16 protein-coding genes are annotated in these 18,412 nt (G+C 31.3%); 3 read left to right on the top strand and 13 right to left on the bottom strand.

Translation table 11 applies throughout. The features are described from left to right. Positions 1-3: 3 nt before the first annotated feature. Positions 4-888 carry a TonB-dependent receptor plug domain-containing protein gene (locus FHG05_RS18585; RefSeq protein WP_235889672.1) on the bottom strand — a complete coding sequence of 295 codons (885 nt, stop codon included), beginning with the start codon at positions 886-888 and terminating at the stop codon, positions 4-6. Between the two features lie 13 nt (positions 889-901). Further along, positions 902-2,359 (bottom strand): glycoside hydrolase family 28 protein, encoded by a 1,458-nt coding sequence (locus FHG05_RS03720; protein ID WP_232338046.1) that lies wholly within the window; start codon positions 2,357-2,359, stop codon positions 902-904. Positions 2,360-2,620: 261 nt separating this feature from the next. Between FHG05_RS03720 and FHG05_RS03715 the strand changes: the two genes are divergently transcribed. After that, on the top strand, positions 2,621-3,637 hold the full coding sequence (locus FHG05_RS03715; protein ID WP_140996671.1) for a LacI family DNA-binding transcriptional regulator: 1,017 nt from the start codon (positions 2,621-2,623) through the stop codon (positions 3,635-3,637). Positions 3,638-3,673: 36 nt separating this feature from the next. On the opposite strand, the gene FHG05_RS03710 is transcribed toward FHG05_RS03715, so the two are convergent. Genes FHG05_RS03710 through kduI form a run of 10 tightly spaced genes read right to left on the bottom strand, consistent with a single transcriptional unit; the run spans position 3,674 to position 13,908 of the window. Then, positions 3,674-5,281 (bottom strand): UxaA family hydrolase, encoded by a 1,608-nt coding sequence (locus tag FHG05_RS03710; protein WP_140996670.1) that lies wholly within the window; start codon positions 5,279-5,281, stop codon positions 3,674-3,676. Between the two features lie 10 nt (positions 5,282-5,291). Then, positions 5,292-6,755 (bottom strand): tagaturonate reductase, encoded by a 1,464-nt coding sequence (locus tag FHG05_RS03705; RefSeq protein ID WP_140996669.1) that lies wholly within the window; start codon positions 6,753-6,755, stop codon positions 5,292-5,294. Between the two features lie 45 nt (positions 6,756-6,800). Then, positions 6,801-8,249 carry an MFS transporter gene (locus FHG05_RS03700; RefSeq protein ID WP_140996668.1) on the bottom strand — a complete coding sequence of 483 codons (1,449 nt, stop codon included), beginning with the start codon at positions 8,247-8,249 and terminating at the stop codon, positions 6,801-6,803. Positions 8,250-8,287: 38 nt separating this feature from the next. Further along, positions 8,288-8,956 carry a bifunctional 4-hydroxy-2-oxoglutarate aldolase/2-dehydro-3-deoxy-phosphogluconate aldolase gene (locus FHG05_RS03695; RefSeq protein WP_140996667.1) on the bottom strand — a complete coding sequence of 223 codons (669 nt, stop codon included), beginning with the start codon at positions 8,954-8,956 and terminating at the stop codon, positions 8,288-8,290. A 2-nt stretch (positions 8,957-8,958) separates the two neighbouring features. Then, on the bottom strand, positions 8,959-9,477 hold the full coding sequence (locus FHG05_RS03690; protein WP_140996666.1) for a LacI family DNA-binding transcriptional regulator: 519 nt from the start codon (positions 9,475-9,477) through the stop codon (positions 8,959-8,961). Positions 9,478-9,496: 19 nt separating this feature from the next. Beyond that, positions 9,497-10,519, bottom strand: coding sequence for a sugar kinase (locus FHG05_RS03685; protein WP_140996665.1), 1,023 nt, complete (start codon positions 10,517-10,519; stop codon positions 9,497-9,499). A gap of 2 nt (positions 10,520-10,521) precedes the next feature. Beyond that, positions 10,522-10,869 carry a cupin domain-containing protein gene (locus tag FHG05_RS03680; protein ID WP_140996664.1) on the bottom strand — a complete coding sequence of 116 codons (348 nt, stop codon included), beginning with the start codon at positions 10,867-10,869 and terminating at the stop codon, positions 10,522-10,524. Between the two features lie 4 nt (positions 10,870-10,873). Then, entirely contained in the window at positions 10,874-12,274 is a 1,401-nt protein-coding gene (gene uxaC / locus FHG05_RS03675; RefSeq protein ID WP_140996663.1) for a glucuronate isomerase, read from the bottom strand. A gap of 10 nt (positions 12,275-12,284) precedes the next feature. After that, entirely contained in the window at positions 12,285-13,070 is a 786-nt protein-coding gene (locus FHG05_RS03670; protein WP_140996662.1) for a gluconate 5-dehydrogenase, read from the bottom strand. Position 13,071: 1 nt separating this feature from the next. Then, complete coding sequence (gene kduI, locus FHG05_RS03665; RefSeq protein WP_140996661.1) at positions 13,072-13,908, bottom strand: 5-dehydro-4-deoxy-D-glucuronate isomerase; 837 nt, start codon at positions 13,906-13,908, stop codon at positions 13,072-13,074. Positions 13,909-14,154: 246 nt separating this feature from the next. On the opposite strand from kduI, the gene FHG05_RS03660 reads away from it, so the two are divergent. Then, the gene (locus FHG05_RS03660) at positions 14,155-16,074 is read left to right on the top strand and encodes a DUF294 nucleotidyltransferase-like domain-containing protein (protein ID WP_140996660.1); all 1,920 of its coding nucleotides are present in this window, start codon (positions 14,155-14,157) and stop codon (positions 16,072-16,074) included. Position 16,075: 1 nt separating this feature from the next. Further along, entirely contained in the window at positions 16,076-16,678 is a 603-nt protein-coding gene (locus FHG05_RS03655) for a 3'-5' exonuclease (protein WP_140996659.1), read from the top strand. A 3-nt stretch (positions 16,679-16,681) separates the two neighbouring features. Here FHG05_RS03655 and FHG05_RS03650 read toward each other — a convergent pair whose 3' ends face one another. Continuing rightward, positions 16,682-18,412, bottom strand: coding sequence for an APC family permease (locus FHG05_RS03650; RefSeq protein WP_140996658.1), 1,731 nt, complete (start codon positions 18,410-18,412; stop codon positions 16,682-16,684).

Here is an 18,412-nt window from a genome sequence, read left to right as displayed (position 1 = left end):
ATCTCAAGTTCCTAAATAATCTTCGAATGAAGTTAAATCATTTGTTAATAAAGCATATTCGTATTGCCAATTTACATAGTCTTTAGAACCATTTATATCTAATGTTTTACGAATTTTATTGAATCCCGTAAAGGTATTATAGGAAACTTCTATTTTATTTCCTTTGGTTCCAGATTTTGTAGTAATTAAAATAACACCATATGCACCTCTTGAACCATAAATTGCAGTAGAAGAAGCATCTTTTAATACAGTAATATTTTCAATATTGGATGGAGAAATATCACTAATGCTGGTAACCGGAAATCCATCTACAATATACAATGGTGAAGCATCTTGAGATAATGAGCCGCCTCCACGAACTCGAATGTTAATTTCAGCATCAGGTGAACCTTCTGTAGTGGTAATGTTTATTCCAGCAATTTGCCCCGTTAAAGCTTCTGCGACATTTGTAACAGGTCTTTTTAGAATTTCTTCACTTGATATGGCTGCAACTGATCCTGTTAAATCAGCTTTTTTTGAGGTTCCATATCCAATGACAATTACTTCATCTAATTTTTTTGTGTCTTGAATAAGGTTCACAGTTAATTTAGTTTGACCATTTACTTGAACTTCATTTGTTACATAACCGATGTAACTAAATACTAGTGTGGCATTTGGATTGTTGGTTTCAATTTCAAAAAAACCATCAAAATTTGTAGATTGTCCATTTTTAGTGCCTTTTTCATATACATTTACTCCTGGAATGGGTAATTTGTCACTCGAGTCTATTACTGTTCCAGAAATTTTAATTTTGCCATTTTGTGCAAATCCATTTTGGGATATGAATAAAGATAGAAACAACGCAATTAAATAGAGTTGCCTATGGGTTAATAAAATTTTCATCTTCATAATAAAATTTAGTTTAATTAGGGTTGTTGGTTAGTTTTCTTTTATTTATGTAGGTATCAATAAATAGTACTTTACTGACATGTTTTAGTGAAAAATCATTTTGAACTGTATCAACTGATACATTTTTAAATTCTATATTTTCAATGATTGAGTTTTCTAAACCGTCCGCTAGAATTACATATTTTCCAGAATTTTTGACAGTTACATCTTCTAAGAAGATATTTTTAACTTTAGGAATAAAATCGCCTTCTTGATTGTCATAGATGCTATATTTTAAATTTATTTTTAAGAGTGCTTCTTTCACTTCTCCAACTTTTAAATTTTTAACATATACTCCATCAACTGTTCCTCCCCTTCTCGTATTGGTTTTAATACGAATGGCTCTTTCTAAGTTAGGACTATCCATAATGCAGTTTTCAACAAAAACGTTTTGTACTCCAGCAGACATTTCACTGCCAATTACAACACCTCCATGTCCATCAATCATTTTACAATTTTGAACTACAATATTTTCACTTTTAATACCTACTTTTCTCCCTTCTGCATCTCTTCCTGCTTTAATAGCGATACAATCATCACCTGTATTAAAAGTGCAATTTTTGATGATTACATTTTTGGAATATTCAGGATCACAACCGTCGTTATTGGGTCCGTGACTTGTAATTGAAACATTATCCACAATTACTGAATTGCATTTTATGGGATGGATGATCCAAAATGGAGCATTAATAATGGTAACATCTTTAATTAACACATTCGTACACTCAAAAGGTTCAATAAAATTAGGTCTTAAATAATGTCCTTTACCAAATGTTCTTTGTTCTAGAGGGATTTCATTTTGTCCCATATGCATTAATGTGGGTAAGTTTAAACTGTCTTTTTGAGAGGGTTTACCTTCAATATATCCATACGAATGTCCTTCAGAAGTACTTCCTTTCCATGGCCACCAATTGGTTTCATTGGCTTGACCATTTAAAATCCCTTTACCAGTGATTGCGATATTATTTTTTTGATAGGCATAAATTAATGGTGAATAATTAAGAAGTTCAATACCTTCAAATGAAGTGTGTACTAAAGGATAGTAATCATTAGGATTAGTAGAAAATAAGACTTCTGCTCCTTCCTCTAAATGTAAATTAACATTGCTTTCTAAATGAATCGGACCTGTTAAGAATTTACCATTAGGTATTACAACCACACCACCACCATTTTTTGCACATTTTTGTATTGCATTTTCGATAGCTTTAGTGTTTAACGTTTTTCCATCTGCAATTGCACCATAATCAAGTATATTAAATACCTCATTTTTAAATTGTGGTTCTTTTACGGAAGCAATAATTTCGTTTAAAATTTTAGTAGCCGTTTTTTCATTTTGAACTGCTGTATTTTCTTTTTTATGTTTACATGAATCTATTGAAGTTATTACAAGAATAACAAGCATTAGTTTTAGTATTTCAAAAGGAAACTTCATTTTAGATTTATTAATTAATAAATTATTACCGTAATCGATTACGAAAATAAATAAAAGTGTGTTACTAAACAAGTAAATTTTAATAAAAAATAAAAAAAAGATTAAATAATTATTCAATGCATAATAATTACTTAAAATAATTGTGATATTCATAGATTAAAAAAATATTGATAAATCTAATAATATACTTATTTTTGTTTTCTTAATCCATTACACTTAAAGTTTTTTATTATTAATACCTTTTAAGTAGATTCCTTATAAATGAAGAAAAAAACCACTATTTACGATATCGCTAAAAAATTAAATATTACTGCTGCAACAGTATCAAGAGCGCTTAATAATCAAAATGATGTTAGCGAAGCCACCAAAGAACTTGTTCTAAAAACGGCTCAAAAAATGAATTATGAACAAAATAAGTTAGCTCTGGCACTTAAAAGCGGAAAAAGCAATAACGTTGGTGTTATTGTACCTCGAGTAGACAGTAATTTTTTTGGTTCCGTAATTAGAGGGATTGAACAAGAATTAAATCCGCATGGATATCATATTATCATTTGTCAAACGGATGGAAATGAAATAAAAGAAGGTGATAATATTGAGGCCTTATTGAATGCGCAAGTGGATGGAATTCTTATTTCTACTTCAAGTAGTAAAAACTCTATTTTTGAACGCATTTTGAAGAAAGATGTACCTTTAATCTTCTTTGATAGAAAAAAATCATTAAATAATGTGAGTTCGGTTACTATTAATGACTTTAATGGAGGTTATAAAGCAACACAACACTTAATTGATACTGGAAGAACTAAAATTGCACATTTTTCAGGGGATACTAATATTGAAATTTTTAAAGACCGTTTTTTGGGCTATAAACAAGCGTTATTAGACAACAATATCGATTACGAACCGGATTATGTTGTACGAACTGAAAGTAATTTGGATGATGGAAAAAAAGCGATTAAAAAATTACTTTCTATGAAAAATCCTCCTGATGCTTTGTTTTCAGCGAGTGATTTTGCTGCCTTAGGAGCAATTCAACAATTAAAGGAAAAAGGTATTAAAATTCCAGAAGATTTTTCAGTAATTGGATTTAGTAATGAACCTTTTACAAAATTTATGGAACTTTCGATTAGTACTATAGATCAGTTTCCTAGAGAAATGGGTAAAATGACAGCTAAAGTCTTTTTGGAACAAATCAATAATACTGAAAAAGTAAAAATTGAGAAAAAAGTTATTTTAGAACCGGAATTAATTATTAGAAAATCGACAAACAATTCCTTATAAAAGAAAAGCCGTTTAAAAATAAACGGCTTTTTTTACCTATAAGGAAACTCCTCTTTTCCAAGGAATAAAATCATTTTGATTTAAAAGTTTTGCTTTTGTTATAGTTTTACCACTTGCGACATCAATAATAAAATGAAGCATCTCCTCTCCCATTTCTTCAATTGTCTTTTCTCCTCTAATAATTGCACCTGTATCGATATCAATAATATCAGGCATTTTTTGAGCTAATTCTGAGTTGGATGAAACTTTAATTATAGGTGCAATTGGGTTCCCAGTTGGTGTTCCCAAACCTGTAGTAAACAAAACTAAAGTAGCTCCAGAACCCACCATAGCTGTTGTACTTTCTACGTCATTTCCTGGTGTATTTAGCAAATTTAAACCTGTAGTGGATACATATTCTCCATAATCTAAAACATCACAAACTGGTGAAGTTCCTCCTTTTTTTGCTGCTCCTGCCGATTTCATAGCGTCTGTAATTAAACCGTCTTTGATATTTCCAGGTGAAGGATTCATATCAAAACCAGAACCGGCATCAACAACCGTTTTTTCAAAGGCTTTCATTAAAGCTAAAAATTTTTCTCCTTTTTCTTCGTTTACACAACGGTTTACTAATTCTTGTTCAACCCCACATAATTCTGGAAATTCCGATAAAATAGCAGTCCCTCCTAAAGCTGCTAATAAATCTGATACATGACCCAAAGTAGGATTTGCAGAAATACCAGAAAAACCATCAGAACCACCACATTCTAAACCAACTCTCAGTTTAGATAAAGGAGCGGGTTTTCGTTGTATTTTATTGGCTTCCTTAATAGCTTCAAAGGAATCTTTAATTATAGCTGATAACATTTCATCAACGGTACCCATTTTTTGTTGTTCATAAATAATAATAGGTTTCTTAGAGTTAGGATTAATGGTTTGTAACGCTTGTTTAAAAATTTCAATTTGCAAATTTTGACAACCTAAGCTCAATACCGTTGCACCTGCAACATTAGGATTATTAACATATCCAGCCAATAACTTTGCTAATAATTCTGAATCTTGTCTTATACCTCCACAGCCTCCTTGATGTGTAATAAATTTAACATCAATATTTTCAAAAACATTCTCAGAAACCGTTTCTTCATCAGCAGATGCACCGCTATTTACTAAAGAACGCAATAACATTTGATGTTTATTAACTTTATGTTTTAAAAGCTCTTTTTCGAATATTTCTTTTAGAATTTCAATGTTTCTATTCTCGCAAAATACCAAAGGAAAAAACAGCCAAACGTTTTCTGTTCCCACTTGCCCATCTTCCCTATGATATCCTAGAAAGGTTTTATCTTTCCATTTTTCAACATTTGGAGCAACCCAAGAAATAGAACCTGTTTTTTCGAATACTTTTTCACTTTGATGTGTAACATTAATCGTAGTTAGTACTTCCCCTTTTTCAATAGTAGTATTGGCTTTACCTACTAATACTCCATACATAACTATTCGATCTCCTTTTTCAAAATCTTGAGCCGCAATTTTATGTTTTGCTTTGACCGATTTTGTAATCGTAATTGTAGTGCCTTCAAAAGTTACTTTTTCACCTTCATTTAAATCAACTAGTGCTACAATCACATTGTCTGAAGGATGTACTTTTATTAATTGCTTTTGCATGATTACCTTCTTAAGAATTGAATTTCATTTTAAAATTTTCAAAACCAATATCAATTCCATTGGTTTCAATTTCAGATAGAGCTGTTACAACAGCTTCAGCTAATCCTTTTACTTCTAGTAAATTGCATTCCCAAAAATCTTTATTTTCTAAAGTTGAATTGACAATTTTAGGTAAGTCATTGGTTTTCCAAAGCTTATTAAAAAAAGATATGATTTCAGCGTTATCATTAATTGGCAAAGCTTTTCCATTCCAATCGCCCTTATAGAATTGGATTAAACAAGCCAATGAAAAAGTGAGATGTAAAGGTAATTCTTGAGTATTGGTAACGTACGTTAATAGACTTGGCAATACTCTTACTTTAAATTTTGAAACCGTATTTAAAGCAATATCCGATAATTTATGAATGATAAATGGATTTCTAAAACGATCCATCACCTCTTCTACATAATTCGTAATCTCTGTAGGATTCATGTCAAGCGTACTGTTAATTTCGTGAAGTACTGAATCTACAAAGTTTCCTGTAAATGTACCGTCTACTGTTTCTCTTACCGTTTGATTTCCATATAAAATAGAGAACGGTACCATGGCTGTATGTGCTCCATTTAAAATGCGAACTTTTAAAGTTCTAAAATCTTGCATGTCCTCCACAATTTTCACATTCAAATCGGTTTTATGAAAGGGCAACTTTTGTTTTAAAGCTTCATCTCCTTCAATTACCCAAAGAAAGAAAGGTTCTGCTGTAACAATTAAATTATCGGAATAATTTAGTTTATTATCGTATTCTTCTATTTCATTTTTTGGATAACCGGGTACAATTCTATCAACTAAAGTATTGTGATAGGTACAAGCTTCTAATAACCATGTTTTGAATGTGTTATCCAAATTCCATAAATCACAATACTGTAATAAAATATTCTTTAAAGTAGCTGCATTATAATTTATTAATTCACAAGGTATAATGGTTACACCTTTGCTAAAATCACCTTTGAAATGTTGGAATCTTTCGTGCAATAAAATGGCTAATTTAGCAGGAAATGAAGCTGGAGGTTCCATAGTTGGTAAATCGGTAGCTACAAATTCGATTCCTGCTTCAGTAGTGTTTGAAATTATAAATTGCAACTCCTCTTCTTTAGCTAAAGCTATAAAACTTTTAAATTCGGTGTAAGGATTAATCCCTTTTACTACATTTTTAATTAAGGCAATATCTTGAATTTTCTCCCCTTTTTTTACACCATTCATGAATAAAGTATATAATCCATCTTGATCATTTAGCATATGAACTACACCACCTGCAAGGGGCTGTACTACAGCAATACCAGCATTAAAATTGAGTTCCGTATTCAATCTTTGAAAAGCATAGTCTACAAAGGCTCTTAAGAAATTACCTTCACCAAACTGTACCACTTTGATAGGAAAAGAAACAGGTTCTTGTATACTTACCCTATTTAATTTTTGTTTTATTGTATTTTCCATTTCTTTAAAATTTACTTTTTATTTATAAAGTAATTACGGGTTCATTTATAAATTAGTAATCGGACTGTATTTTGGAACCAAAGTTTTCATTACTATCCAACCAATTAGATAACATACAGCACAGATAGAAAAAATAATGAAATATCCAGCTTCAATGCCTTTAAATCCAAGGAATACCATGTTTGTATTTTCGCTAAAATCAAATAATACTCCTGATCCTTTATTGATTAACGTAGAACCTAATCCACCTGCCAGACCTCCAATTCCAGTTACAGTTGCGATGGCTTTTTTAGGAAACATATCGCCTACAGTTGTAAAAATATTGGCTGACCATGCTTGATGTGCTGCTCCAGCAATACCAATTATAATTACTGGAATCCAATAGGTATAATGACCTAAAGGTTGCGCTACTAATGCTAATAGTGGGAAAAAAGCAAAAATTAACATGGCTTTCATCCTTCCTTCATATGGATTCATTCCTTTTTTATCCACAAAATACGTTGGTAACCAACCTCCAACAATTGAAATTAACGTAATCATATATAAAACAAACAATGGAAGTGCTGCTTGTGTTGCGTCCATTTGATATACAGAACTCAAATAAGCTGGGGTCCAAAATAAGAAAAACCACCAAACGCCGTCGGTCATAAATTTTCCAAAAGCAAATGCCCAAGTTTGTTTGTATTTAAAACATTCTAATAAAGATGGTTTTTTAGAAGATTCTGGAACATATCCTTCGATTTTACTGTCGGAAATAGTATCTTGTTGTATGTATGCTAATTCAGCAGGACTAACACGTGGATGTTTTTCAGGTTTTTCGTAAATAAATATCCAAAATCCCATCCAAACAAATCCTAAAGCCCCAATAATAATAAAAGCCATTTCCCAACCATATGCATCAGCTATGAAAGGAATAGTTAATGGAGCCATTAAAGCACCAACTGTTGCACCTGCATTAAAAATACTCGTAGAAAAAGCTCTATCTTTCTTTGGAAAATATTCGGCTGTTGTTTTAATAGCAGCAGGAAAATTACCCGCTTCCCCTAAAGCAAGTACAAAGCGAGCAAATATGAATAATGTAACACTGACAGATATTACCAAACCAGTATTGTTAATAGTTTCAATAGTATCTTTTGCTTCTTGAAAACCAACAAACCAGCTTCCCGTAATGTATCCTGAAGTTGCAATACCAGCAAATGCATGTAAACAAGCTCCTACAGACCAAACACCTATAGCCCATAAAAAGCCTTTTTTGGTATCCATAACATCTACAAATCGTCCAGCAAACAATAAAGATATTGCATAAAATATTGAAAATAAAGCAGTTATATTTCCGTAGTCGTTATTTGTCCAATGAAATTCGGGAGCGATATAATCTTTCCAAGTTAAGGAAAGCACTTGTCGGTCCAAGTAGTTAATTGTTGTTGCAATGAATAGAAGTCCGCAAATGGTCCATCTAAAATGACTGGTCTTTTTTGGAGTTATTTCACTCATACTATTTTGTATTTAGCTCTATTTTTTAATAGATTGTATTATTTTCTTATTTTTTGAATAATGGCCAAAGTATTTTTTACTTGATTGGTAAGTACAATATACTCTTGATTCTTAATAATTTCGTGAGAAATTAATTGTGAACCCATTCCAACACATGTTACTCCTGCTTGAAACCAGCTGCTTAGATTTTTTTCATTTGGAGAAACTCCACCAGTAGGCATAATAGCAGTCCATGGCTGCGGTGCCAAAGCGCTTTTAACAAAATTTGGACCGTAGATATCACCTGGAAATAGTTTTACAATTTCACAACCTAGTTCTTCTGCTTTGGCTATTTCTGTTAAAGAGCCACAACCTGGTGACCATAACACTTTTCTTCGGTTACAAACAATTGCAATATCTTCTCTTAAAACAGGAGTTACAATAAAATTGGCTCCCAATAGCATATATAAAGATGCTGCTGCTGCATCTGTTACTGAGCCTACACCCAAAATCATTCCGGGTAATTCTTTTGTGGTATAATGCATTAAGTCTGTAAAAACGTGATGTGCAAAATCACCTCTTGAGGTAAATTCAAATAAGCGCGCACCACCATCATAGCAAGCTTTTATTACTTTTTTACAAATTTCAATGTCCGCGTTATAGTACAATGGTACTAAGCCCGTTTCTTTCATTTTCTGAAATACTTCAATACGAGTAAATTGAGCCATAACTATTTTATATTTTTTAATAAATTTTCGAAAATGGATAAGCAATAGTTTTTAGAAACTCTATTACTTTCTTCTTTTTGAATTTGTATACATGCAACAGGAATATTTTTATTTGGAGCATGTTTGTAACGGATAATTTTTTCGTCAAATTCTGAAAAAACGATTGCCGCATCCACACTCCCATCATTTACATCGTACAAATATTCGGTCACTTTATTAATTTCTTCGAAAGATTGAAATAACATGATTCGATATCCGAATTTTGTAGCACTTAATTCTAATTCACAAAGAATATCACTATAAATGGAGTCATTTATTTTCGGTACAATAACCGCTACAATATAGGATTTACAACCTCGAAGCGCCAGAGCGTTTTTATTAGGCTTATAATTGATTTTACAAGCATAATCTTGAATTATTTTTTTGGTATCGTGATTGATATCATCCTTATCATTCAAGGCTTTAGAAACCGTTGAAATGGAAAAACCTGTTAAATGCGATATTTTCTTTAATGTAATCATCTTTTTAAATTTAAGCTATTTAACGAGATACTTTTGCAGAACCATCTCCTTCAATAATATGCTCAATTTCTTCTAAAGTAGCTAAATTATAATCCCCCACAATAGTATGTTTTAAACAGCAAGCAGCAACTGCAAATTCTAATGTTTTTTGATTCTCAAAGGATGGATTTAATAACCCATAAATTAATCCTCCCATAAAGGCATCACCCGTACCTACTCTATCGACAACTGGTGTAACTTCTTTAACTGCTGCTTTATAAATTTTTTCCCCATCATATAAAATACCTCCAATTTTTTGATGAGATGCGTTAATGGAATAACGTAAGGTGGTAGCCGCTATTTTTAAATTCGTACAATGATCAAAAAGCTTTTCATACAAACTAGGTAATGCATTTTCATCTGTGTAATTAGGAGCTACTTTTTCTTTTCCCAGCATAAAATAAGCCGTATCTATATCTCCTAAAATCACATGACAATATTGAAGTAATTCAGGCATAATATCAGCAGGAGTTTTACCATATTTCCATAGTTTAGAGCGATAATTTAAGTCACATGAAATGGTTAGACCTAATTTATGAGCCGTTTTAATAGCTAGCAAACACTCGTCAGCAGCATTTTGTGAAATTGCGGGAGTAATGCCACTCCAATGAAACCATGTTTTACCTTTTAGAATTTTTTCCCAATCAAAAGTTCCAGGTTGTATGGTTGCAATTGCACTATTAGCTCTATCATAAACGACATTACTGCCTCTATTTCCTGCTCCAGTTTCTAAAAAATAAATACCTAATCGATCACCTCCAAAAAGAACATTTTCAGAAGTAACATTCATTTTACGCATTTCTTTTAAGGCACAATGCCCTATTTCATTGTCAGGTATGCGCGTTACAAATTCTGACTCAATGCCATAATTCGCTAACGAAACAGCGACATTAAATTCACCACCACCATAAGACGCTGCAAAACTTTTTGACTGGCTGAATCGCAAATGCCTTTCAGTTGACAAACGCAACATTATTTCTCCAAAACTAACTACTGTATTCATTTCTATGTTTCATTAGTAATAAAATCGTTTCTCATAGGGTGAAAAACATCAATTAAAATTCCTGCTTTTTTACAAATCACGCCATGCCTAACATTGGATGGAATAAAAAATGAATCACCACCTTGTAGGGTTTTGGTTTCATTTTCAATAATCACTTCAAAAACCCCTTCTGTTATGTAGGTAATTTGTGTATGTTCATGAGAATGTAAGGTTCCAATCCCTCCTGTTTCAAATTGAACTTTAACCATCATCATAGTTTCATCAAAACCCATTATTTTTCTTTGGATTTTATCGGTTACATATTCCCAACTAATACTATCATCATTAAAAAATAGTGTTGTTCTTGACATGCTTTTAAAAATTAAAATATTCTTTGGCATTATGATAACTAATATCGGCTACCATTTTACCAATCCATTCCATTTCATTTGGCAATTCGCCTCTTTGAATTTCATCTCCTAAAAGATTACATAAAATTCTTCTAAAATATTCATGTCTAGGGAAAGATAAGAAACTTCTAGAATCGGTTAACATCCCTATAAAACAACTAATTAAACCCATGTTGGATAATGCATTCAATTGTTTGGTCATTCCGTCTTTTTGATCTAGAAACCACCATCCAGACCCAAATTGCACTTTCCCTTTTATACTTCCATCATTAAAATTACCAATCATTGTCGCCATTACTTCATTATCAGAGGGATTTAAATTATAAATAATTGTTTTTGTCAATTTATCATTACTATCTAAAGCATTTAAAAAAGCTGATAATTTTTGAGCTTGTGCATAATCCCCAATGGAATCCCAACCGGTATCTGGTCCTAAAATGTGGTGCATGCGCGCATTATTATTTCGCAAAGCACCCAAATGAAATTGCTGAACCCAACCTAATTCATGATAAGATTCTGAAAGAAATAATAAAATAGCACTTTGAAACTTTAAAATTTCCTCTTGGTTTAATACTCCATTTTGACGCTTTCTTTTAAAGATAGAATCAATCTCATTTTCTGTAAAATTTTCAAAATAAATATGTTCTAAACCATGATCAGAAAGTCTACAGCCATTTTCATTAAAATAATGCATCCTTTTTAGAAGCGCTTCACATAAGTTGGTGTACGAATTAATTTCTATTCCTGAAACGGTAGCCAAAGTATCTAAGTAATCGTTATAACCTTCATTAGATATTAAAATAGCTTTATCAGGTCTAAATGCGGTACTTACTTTTATTTCAAAATTACTTTTTGCTATTTGCTTATGATACTTTAAGTTATCAATTGGGTCTTCTGTAGTACATACGAACTCTGCATTTACTTTTCGTAGTAAGTTTTGAGTACTAAAAGCATTTGTTTTTATTTTTTCAGTTGCTACATCATAGATAGCATTAGCCGTTTTTTCATTTAATAATTCGTAGATGTCAAAATAGCGCGCTAATTCTAAATGTGTCCAATGATACAAAGGATTTCGCATAGTATAAGGAACGGTTTTTCCCCATTGTTGAAATTTCTCTCTATCGGTAGCATTACCTGTTATAAATTGTTCATTAATTCCTAAAGTACGCATGGCTCTCCATTTATAATGATCTCCATTAATCCAAACTTTAGTTATATTTTCAAAAACATGATTCTCTGCAATTAATTGAGGAGATAAATGATTGTGATAATCTATAATAGGTTGGTTTTTAGAATAGTTATGATACAATTCTTCTGCATATTTATTTTCTAATAGAAAATTATCGTGTATAAAGTGCTTACTCATTTTAATAAAATTAGTCTTCGTTAGAAGGTTTACCAATAGTAGCCAATATGCCACCATCAACATATATAATTTGACCATTTACAAAATCACTTGCTTTAGAGGCTAAAAAAATGACTGTTCCAGCTAAATCATCAGGATTTCCCCATCTAGCTGCAGGCGTTCTATTAATTATGAAATCATTAAAAGGATGTCCATCTACACGAATTGGTTCCGTTTGTGAGGTAGCAAAATATCCAGGTCCTATTCCATTAACTTGTATATTATATTTTGCCCATTCTGTGGCCAAATTCTTTGTAAGCATTTTTAAACCACCCTTTGCCGCTGCATAAGCTGAAACCGTATTGCGACCTAGTTCACTCATCATGGAACAGATATTAATAATTTTACCTTCTCTTCTTTCAATCATTTGTTTCGCTACTAATTGAGACATTATAAAGGGACCAACTAAATCCACATCAATTACTTTTCTAAAATCGGATACCGGCATACTAACTGCTAATTCTCTTTTTATAATTCCTGCATTATTAACCAAGATGTGTATGTCTCCTATTTCTTTCGTAATTATTGAAAAATATTTGGCAGCATCTAATTCATTGGTAACATCAAACAAATAACCGGAAGCGGTATATCCTTTACCTTTATAATAATTTAAAGCTTCTTCCATTTTTGCAGGTGTAGTACCCGTAATTATTAATTCAGCTCCAGCGTTTGCTAATCCTTCCGCCATAGCCATACCTAAGCCATGGGTTCCACCTGTTATTAAAGCTCTTTTTCCTTTTAAATCAAATAAATTCATCTTATTTTAATTGGTTAGGTGCTACAATATCCATATCTCCATAATCTAAATTTTCGCCAGCCATTCCCCAAATAAAGGAATAATTAGAGGTTCCAGATCCTGAATGAATTGACCATTCTGGAGATAAAACAGCTTGGTTATTTTGTAAAAATAGATGTCTGGTATGTTCGGGTTCACCCATAAAATGAGCTATGGTTTGTCCATCTTCTAAATCAAAATAGAAATAGGCTTCCATTCTTCTATTATGAGTATGTGCTGGCATGGTATTCCAAACATTACCTGGCAAAAGTTCCGTTAAACCCATTTGCAATTGACAAGTCTCAACTACACTATTCACTAACAGTTTATTAATGATTCTTTTATTCGAATATTTTTCTTCACCTAAATGTACAATTTCTGCATTTTCTTTGGTAACCTTTTTAGTTGGAAAATGTTTATGAGCTGGTGCAGAATTAATATAAAACAAGGCAGGATTTTTATCAATACTTGAAAACAAAACAGAAATTGCTCCAGATCCAATATATAAAGCTTCTTTTTTATTTAATTCATATACTTCTCCATCTACCGTAACTTTACCTTTTCCTCCTACGTTGATGATGCCTAATTCTCTTCTATCCAAAAAGTTTTCAGATTTTAAATACGGAATACTTTGCAAATGTAAGCTTTCTTTTACTGGCATAATTCCTCCTACAATATATCTATCATACATGGAGTATGTTAATTGTATTTTATCGGGTAGAAAAAGGTTTTCAATTAAGAATTGTTTTCTTATTTCATCGGTATCATATTTTCTAGCATCATTTGGATGACAGGCATATCTAAAATCTGTTGTAATCATTATCTAAAATATTTTCGTAATCGATTACGTAAAAGTACTATTTTTTTTTAATAAAAATAATTTTTTGAAAAAATAATCACATTTTTTAACAGATGTCATAAAATAAAGGGTGTTTTTTTGCTATATAATTCAAGAGATAATCTCTTGATTAAATATTTTTCTGATATCAGAAAAATATCTTTTTTTAAACGCTATTATATATAAAAATCTATTATATTTAAATGTTCAATTGAGAGTCTTAAGTATATGAAAAATGCAATTGCAGAAAGAATTCATGATTTTTTAAAAAAGTTTCACCCTTTTAAAAGTATAGATGATGAAAATTTATTTACAATAGCACAAAGTATAAGTGTTCTATATCTTGAAAAAAATGATTATTTATTTAAAGTAAATGACGAAACACATGATTTCTTTTATGTAGTTGCTTCTGGTGCTATTGGATTAAGTATTACATCAGATTCGGATGATGTTTTAATTGATAAATGTGATGAAGGTGATATATTAGGCCTTCGACCTTTTTTTGCCAAAGACAATTATTTGATGAATGCTAAGGCTCGAGAAGAATCAATCATATATGCTATTCCTATTGCTGTTTTTAAGCCAATTGTCATTAAAAATGCAAGTGTTTTAGAATTTTTATTGCAAAGTTTTGCATCAAATACAAGAAATCCTTTGGATAAAAAAAATAAAGGAAAATTACTTTCTGAAAACGTAATTTATGATGATACTTCTAATGAAATTCAATATTATCAACCCATCCATTATACTAAAAATCCGGTTACTGCTTCAACCTTAGATATTGTGAGACAAGTGGCTCAAACGATGACCAGTAAAAAAATTGGTAGTATTATTATTCATGAAAATAAGCTGCCCGTTGGAATTTTAACGGATAAAGATTTGCGCTCCAAAATTGCCACTGGTTTACATCCCATTGATATTACAATTGATAAAATCATGTCTTCCCCTGTAATCACTGTAGCGGAAAATATTTCTGTGGTTGAAGCTCAAATGATGATGCTAAAACATAATGTAGCGCATTTATGTGTTACTAAAGATGGAACCAATCTTTCTGAAATAAAAGGTATTATTTCAGAACACGATATTGTAGTGGCACAAGCTAATAATCCTGGCGTTTTATTGCGTCAAACAAGACGAGCACAAAACACAAACGATTTAAAAAGTATTCGTGAGAAAGTAACCGATTTGATTCAAAATTCAATTGATAAAGACATACCTATCTATCATATTTGTTCGATTGTAGGCGAAATTAATATTGCCATTACCAAAAGAGCCATTGAACAAGCCATTGAAAAATTAGGAACGCCACCTCCTACTCGTTTTGCTTGGTTGAACGTGGGAAGTCAAGGAAGGAAAGAACAATTATTATTAACCGATCAAGATAACGCCCTAGTTTTTGAAGACGTTAGTGAAGCACAATATGATGAAGTCAAAAATTATTTTATAGCCTTAGCAGATATTGTAACTAAAAAATTAAATACCATTGGTTACGAATTTTGTCCCGCTAACATGATGGCAAGTAACCCCTTGTGGTGTAAATCCGTAAGTGAATGGCAAAATCAATTTTATAGTTGGATTCATCATCCTGGTGAAAAAGGAATATTAATGTGTACTATCTTTTTTGATTATGATTTTGTGTATGGTGATGAAAATTTGATGCATGAAATTACCAATACCATTTTAAAAGAAACACATGACAACCAATTATTTTATGCCTATTTAGGTGCCAATGCATTAGAAAATCCTGCACCATTAGGCTTTTTTAGACAATTTTTAGTTGAAAATGATGGAGAACACAAAGATACATTCGATATTAAATCAAGAGCATTGCTTCCATTAGTAGATGCTGCGCGTATTTTAATTTTAAGTGTGGGAATTCGAAATATTAATAATACAGCCTTACGCTTTGCCAAATTAGCGGAAATAGAACCACAAAATGCGGTAATTTACAAGTCTTGTGAAGAAGCGTTTTTGGAGTTATTAAAATTTAGAACAGAAGAAGGTTTAGAGCATAATTCAGATGGTAGGTATTTGAATTTAAAAGAGTTAACAAAATTAGATAAAGTAAAACTTAAAAATGATTTTCAACCGATTAATGATATTCAGGAAGTAATCAAAAATCGCTTTAAGTTGACTTATTTTACGTAATATGAAATGGCCTTTTAAAAATATAATTAAAGAATATCCTCCATTTTGGAAAACGTATCTCTCCTACTTTGAAGAAAAAAACAGTGAGAGAAGATATGTCGTTTTTGACAGTGAAACCACAGGATTAGATACACAAAATGATCGTATTTTATCGATTGGAGCTGTTGCTATTACTGGAAATCAAATCGTGGTGAATGATTATTTTCAGGTTTTCATTTCGCAAGAAATTTTTAATGCAGCAACAGTGCCTATTCATGGTATTTTGAAAGAAGGAAATCTTCCCAAAATAAGCGAACAAGAAGCTGTAATTCAATTTTTAAATTTTATAAAAAATGCAACGCTTGTTGGTCATCATATTGCCTTTGATATTGAAATAATCAATGAAGCGCTGGACAGAATGGATGCAGGCAGATTAAAAAATCAATATATGGATACGGATATTATGTACCAAAAATGGAAACATTTTCCAGAAGAACAACACACTTCTTTGGATGAACTTTGTTCTGTTTTTAATATTCGTAAAACCGATAGACACACAGCAACTGGTGATGCCTATATTACTGCTTTGCTATTTTTAAAACTAAAAAGAAAATTAGGAATTTAATATCTACATAATCAATCGGACACCACCTAATTCTTCAATTTTATAGGGAAACTTATCGCTTGGTGAGGCAATAAACATGAAGTTTACAGGAATTTTCCATTTTTTAGACAATTCATTGATTAGTTTAGGACCAAATTCTCCTTCAATTTCAATAAAATCAATTTTAATTTCAGGATATTCTCGATCTAAAAAAGCAATATCATTTTTTAAGCGTTCAGAAGCCGTTTCATTTGGTTTAACAACTGTAACAATCTTTATCTTTTTGGTTTGTTCATTTTCTCTAATGTATAACATTACAATATTTAAATGCTCCAAATCATCATTTTTGGTAAAGAAAACAAATTCTTGAATAATGATACTATTAATTAAGTTGATAATCTTTGTATTGAAATATTTAAAAATACTTAAAATTGCTTTTAAAATAACAATGCGTTTCAACATCATCACAATGAAACCAATCGTAATAATAAAATAAGGTAAAAACACCTGCACATTACTTGGTAAGTCATCTTTAGGTTCCATCAAAATGTTTCCGCTTAAAGCTATTAAAACAGCAGTTATCGCAATAATTACAGCTATCCAACTTGCTTTTTCAGGTCTTGGTAATTTCGATCTTTTTAATTTTAATAAGATGTTACCAAAGCCAAACAAAGCCATTACAGATAAAAAAGATATGGTATAAACACCAGCTAATAATTTTACATTTCCTTTTGTAATCAATAAAACCGAAACACTTAAGATAAAAAACAAGGCAATAATTCGGTACGAACTTCCCCTTTTGTTTTTCTTCAAAAGCATATTCGGTAAAATTCGATCCAATGTCATTCGTTCTAATAAACCAGAGACACCCACATAACTGGTTAAAACGGCTCCACTTAATACCAATACTGCATCAATTGCAATTAACATAGCCACCCATTTTCCGCCTACAAAAAGTCCCATCTCAATTAATAAGGTATTTTGAAAAGCATCACTTTGCAACATTTCCATATTAAAAATGCTTAGGGCAAAAAATGCCATTAATGGATTAATGATACTGACTACAATCCACATGTTTCGTAGGGTTTTAGGAAAGACTCCTTTTTTCTGTTCTTCAACAAAATTGGCAGAACTTTCAAATCCTGAAACACCTAACATAGAAGCAGAAAAGCCAAAGAAGATTGCCATTACAATACTTCCATGAGTGGGTAAATGCCAATTTTCAATAAATTGGTCCAAACCATTATAAAAGAAATAATATAAAATAAATAAGGTAAGAACTAATAATGAAGCTAAGTGAAAAAGAAATATTCCGATTGCCACTTTAGCCGATTCAGAAATTCCTCCTATAACTAATGCTGCAAATAGTGCTAATAAAACTATGGTTGCAAGTAATATTGGCATTTGAGGTACTAAATGATGTAAATAATGCATGGCTTCGTTAGCAGAGATTACAGCTGTTGCCATATAAGACAACAAAGTTAATGTGGCAGCAACTGAAGCTAATTGTTTACTAGTTGTATTTAATAAGGCATTATAAGCACCTCCATTTAAAGGTAAAGCACCTACAACTTCTCCATATATTTTACGAAATAAAAATAAAACAAAAGCAACTATCAAAAGGGTTATCCATGCATATTGACCTGCGTAAAATATGGATAATGCGGAAACATACAATACTGAAGAACTAATATCGTTTCCACATATGGCTGTTGAGGCTAATTCTCCTAATTTTTTAATTTTTGATTGTGACAT

Origin of the sequence: Flavobacterium profundi (assembly GCF_006491645.1) — a bacterium.
Lineage (GTDB): Bacteria > Bacteroidota > Bacteroidia > Flavobacteriales > Flavobacteriaceae > Flavobacterium > Flavobacterium profundi.
Note: the sequence above shows the minus strand (reverse complement) of the source record. Positions and strands in the feature narration are given on the sequence as shown.

Coding starts and splice junctions, on each gene's coding strand:
- FHG05_RS03655 (WP_140996659.1), top strand. CDS start 16,076: ATGAAATGGCCTTTTAAAAATATAATTAAAGAATATCCTCCATTTTGG.
- FHG05_RS03685 (WP_140996665.1), bottom strand. CDS start 10,519: ATGAATACAGTAGTTAGTTTTGGAGAAATAATGTTGCGTTTGTCAACT.
- uxaC (WP_140996663.1), bottom strand. CDS start 12,274: ATGAGTAAGCACTTTATACACGATAATTTTCTATTAGAAAATAAATAT.
- FHG05_RS03710 (WP_140996670.1), bottom strand. CDS start 5,281: ATGCAAAAGCAATTAATAAAAGTACATCCTTCAGACAATGTGATTGTA.
- FHG05_RS03705 (WP_140996669.1), bottom strand. CDS start 6,755: ATGGAAAATACAATAAAACAAAAATTAAATAGGGTAAGTATACAAGAA.
- FHG05_RS03670 (WP_140996662.1), bottom strand. CDS start 13,070: ATGAATTTATTTGATTTAAAAGGAAAAAGAGCTTTAATAACAGGTGGA.
- FHG05_RS03720 (WP_232338046.1), bottom strand. CDS start 2,359: ATGAAGTTTCCTTTTGAAATACTAAAACTAATGCTTGTTATTCTTGTA.
- FHG05_RS03650 (WP_140996658.1), bottom strand. CDS start 18,412: ATGTCACAATCAAAAATTAAAAAATTAGGAGAATTAGCCTCAACAGCC.
- FHG05_RS18585 (WP_235889672.1), bottom strand. CDS start 888: ATGAAGATGAAAATTTTATTAACCCATAGGCAACTCTATTTAATTGCG.
- FHG05_RS03680 (WP_140996664.1), bottom strand. CDS start 10,869: ATGTCAAGAACAACACTATTTTTTAATGATGATAGTATTAGTTGGGAA.
- FHG05_RS03690 (WP_140996666.1), bottom strand. CDS start 9,477: ATGATTACATTAAAGAAAATATCGCATTTAACAGGTTTTTCCATTTCA.
- FHG05_RS03695 (WP_140996667.1), bottom strand. CDS start 8,956: ATGGCTCAATTTACTCGTATTGAAGTATTTCAGAAAATGAAAGAAACG.
- FHG05_RS03715 (WP_140996671.1), top strand. CDS start 2,621: ATGAAGAAAAAAACCACTATTTACGATATCGCTAAAAAATTAAATATT.
- FHG05_RS03700 (WP_140996668.1), bottom strand. CDS start 8,249: ATGAGTGAAATAACTCCAAAAAAGACCAGTCATTTTAGATGGACCATT.
- FHG05_RS03660 (WP_140996660.1), top strand. CDS start 14,155: ATGAAAAATGCAATTGCAGAAAGAATTCATGATTTTTTAAAAAAGTTT.
- kduI (WP_140996661.1), bottom strand. CDS start 13,908: ATGATTACAACAGATTTTAGATATGCCTGTCATCCAAATGATGCTAGA.